Genomic DNA, 3,087 nt, shown 5'->3' on the forward strand with positions numbered 1-3,087 from the left:
AAGGAAACTCTTTCAGTGCATACGCTCAAAATACCTTCAATATCACTGAAAAATTAGCCTTAAATGCTGGTTTACGCTTAGAAAACTTCAATTATGAACGTCAAATTTTACGCGGCAGATACCGCATGAACAATGTAAACAATGTAATTAGAGATACTAATATTGTTTCCAATGACAATACAGTCGCCCTTATTCCTGGTGCAGGAATCACTTATGCTATCAATAATCAAATCAATATTTTTACTGGAGTACATAAAGGATTTGCTCCTCCACGTATTAAAGATGCTATTACATCCGCTGGAATTCCCTATAATTTAGATGCCGAACTAAGTACAAATTATGAACTTGGAGCACGTATTAACGTTGGAAATGTTTTGAGTGCCGAATTTACAGCCTTCATCCTCGACTTTAAAAATCAAATTATTCCAGTTTCAAACTCATCAGGTAATTTAAATGCGACCGGAGTGGTAAATGGTGGTGAAACCATGCACAAAGGAATTGAGGCAGGTTTCAAACTCGACTTCGGTAAAATTATGGATTCAAAAAATTCATTTACCTTAGAAACTAACCTTACCCTACAAGATTCCTATTATAGCAGCGACCGCTTTATTTCATTAAATGGTAGCGCAATCAATGTGAAAAATAATACATTACCCTATGCAGCCAATGTAATGCTTTGGAATGCATTAGGAATGAACCTGTTAAATGGCTTCGGGTTCAAACTTGCAGGAAATTATATCGGTAAGCAATTCACAGATGAGCTAAACAGCATTGCAGCATCTGCAAATGGCCGCACAGGGCAGCTAAAAAGCAGATATATCGTTGATGCAAATGCATATTATACTATCCCTAAGACAAATGCAAGTTTGAATATATCTGTTAAAAATTTAACAGATCAGCGCTACATCAGCACAAGAAGGCCAGAAGGAATACGTGTTGGCCTACCCAGGCTAGTCACAGCAGGATTCGAAATCAGTTTTTAATCTTATCCATTGACTCAAAACCCGTTTCAAAATTCTGGAACGGGTTTTTTATTTTTAAATAATTATCAGCATCAAGATAATATTCCGATTTTAGTAGCAGAAAATATTGAAAATGAAAAGAACTACAGAACAAGATTCAAATTACACCGATTTAGATAAAATGTCTGTCGCAGAGCTTCTGCATGGCATAAACAAAGAGGATAAATCAGTCCCACTAGCTGTTGAAAAAGTTATTCCAGCAATTGAAAAAGTGGTAAATGTAATTGTAGATAAAATCAGTAAGGGAGGACGCCTATTTTATATTGGGGCTGGAACAAGCGGCCGACTTGGAATCTTGGATGCCTCTGAATGCCCTCCAACTTATGGTGTTCCCTTCGATATGGTGGTAGGTATCATTGCTGGTGGCGATAAAGCCATCAGAAAAGCAGTGGAAAATGCCGAGGATAATGCAGAGCAAGCGTGGAAGGACCTTCAGGAATTTAATATTTCTAATAAAGATGTGCTAATTGGAATTGCCGCTTCCGGAACTACACCCTACGTAATTGGCGGATTAAACAAAGCCAATGAAAACGGATTGGAAACTGCCTGCATAGTTTGTAATGCTGGAAGTCCCGTTGCCGCAGCCTCAAAACACCCTATTGAAGTAGTAGTAGGGCCTGAGTTTGTTACTGGCTCAACACGCATGAAATCAGGCACTGCCCAAAAATTAGTGCTAAATATGATTAGTACAACAACTATGATCCGATTGGGTCGGGTAAAAGGCAATAAAATGGTGGATATGCAGTTAAGCAATATCAAGCTGGTTGCCCGTGCTGTTAACATGGTTATGCAAGCTACAAAACTAGATGAAAAAACGGCACAATCGCTTCTCAAGCAACATGGTAGCGTGCGCAAAGCTGTAGAAAATGCACCATCAAACTAGAAAGAATAAGGTTTAAATGCATGAAATAGAACCATATTACCGCTGGAGGGACGATTATATCGCTTCCGAAGACCCACTTTCGCCATTTTTTGAAACAAACTATAGCGAATTTGAATTCGATAAGCAGATTTACAATTACTTAATCCATCCTCAATGGGATTTCTTTGGCTCTCAAACACTTTATTTAAAAGTATTGTTTGCCGATTATGAAAGCGGTTTTGCTATCATAGAATTTATGGGTGAGTGGAATGATGCGCTACACAATGATGTAATGACCCTCAAACGCGAAATTATCGAGCTGATGGTGGATGAAGGAATCAACAAATTTATACTCATTGGAGAAAATGTGCTCAATTACCATTCATCCGATGATTGTTACTATGAAGAGTGGTTTCAAGATGTAGAAGATGGATGGATTGCCGGAATAAATTTTAGAGAGCACGTAATCAGTGAGTTCAAACGAAACAATATCGATTATTACTTAAACTTTGGAGGCAATTTAGATGACATGGCATGGCGCAACCTAAAACCTGCGCAGCTCTTTAAAAATGTTGAAATGGAGTTAAGTAGGAGGCTAAACTAGGGGGCAGCTAAAACCTAAATCAGCCTAAAGATTTGGCTGAATTCTTAAAACATCAGTTTAACTTTTACGCTTAAACAACACAAAAACCGATCATTATTATTAAATTCGATAAAAAAAATTAAAATGTCACAAAAAGAAACAGTTTTTCAATACAATCAGGAACCAATAATGCAGCGTGAAGGTGGAATTACTTCCAGAAACTTCCTTCCCAATGTATTTTTATGGATGTTCATCGCTCTTGGGCTTTCTGCAGGGTTTGCATGGCAATTTTCTAGTGATCAAGGGCTTTTAAGCATGCTCATTGATACACAAACTGGAAGCAGAACAACATTAGGAACAATTGCAATGTTTGCACCATTAGCCTTTGTTTTGGTCATGTCTTTTGGCATGAACCGATTATCATTTCCAGCTCTAGCACTCATTTTTGTGCTTTACTCGGCTGCAACAGGAATCAGCTTAAGCTATATTTTACTGGTTTACACCTCTTCTTCGGTATTGGGATGTTTCATTTCAGCATCCTTATTATTTGCTGTAATGGCTATTGCAGGTTATAAGACCGAACAAGACCTAACAAAGTTTGGTCCCATTTTAATGATGGC

At 37.9% G+C, this 3,087-nt stretch carries 4 protein-coding genes; all 4 read left to right on the plus strand.

Annotated features, from left to right (window positions below):
- A partial coding sequence (locus ACILQF_RS12160) for a TonB-dependent receptor domain-containing protein (protein WP_395627672.1) occupies positions 1–983 on the plus strand: 983 nt, incomplete at its 5' end.
- A 112-nt stretch (positions 984–1,095) separates the two neighbouring features.
- A complete protein-coding gene (murQ, locus tag ACILQF_RS12165) occupies positions 1,096–1,905 on the plus strand; it encodes an N-acetylmuramic acid 6-phosphate etherase (protein ID WP_395627673.1) in 810 nt (269 codons plus the stop codon).
- A 16-nt stretch (positions 1,906–1,921) separates the two neighbouring features.
- Positions 1,922–2,488, plus strand: coding sequence for a hypothetical protein (locus tag ACILQF_RS12170; RefSeq protein ID WP_395627674.1), 567 nt, complete (start codon positions 1,922–1,924; stop codon positions 2,486–2,488).
- Between the two features lie 123 nt (positions 2,489–2,611).
- On the plus strand, positions 2,612–3,087 hold a 476-nt coding region (locus ACILQF_RS12175), incomplete at its 3' end, for a Bax inhibitor-1 family protein (protein WP_395627675.1).

The sequence above is a fragment of the Daejeonella sp. genome (assembly GCF_044232565.1).
In the GTDB taxonomy this organism is placed as follows: domain Bacteria; phylum Bacteroidota; class Bacteroidia; order Sphingobacteriales; family Sphingobacteriaceae; genus Daejeonella.

Coding starts and splice junctions, on each gene's coding strand:
- murQ (WP_395627673.1), top strand. CDS start 1,096: ATGAAAAGAACTACAGAACAAGATTCAAATTACACCGATTTAGATAAA.
- ACILQF_RS12170 (WP_395627674.1), top strand. CDS start 1,922: ATGCATGAAATAGAACCATATTACCGCTGGAGGGACGATTATATCGCT.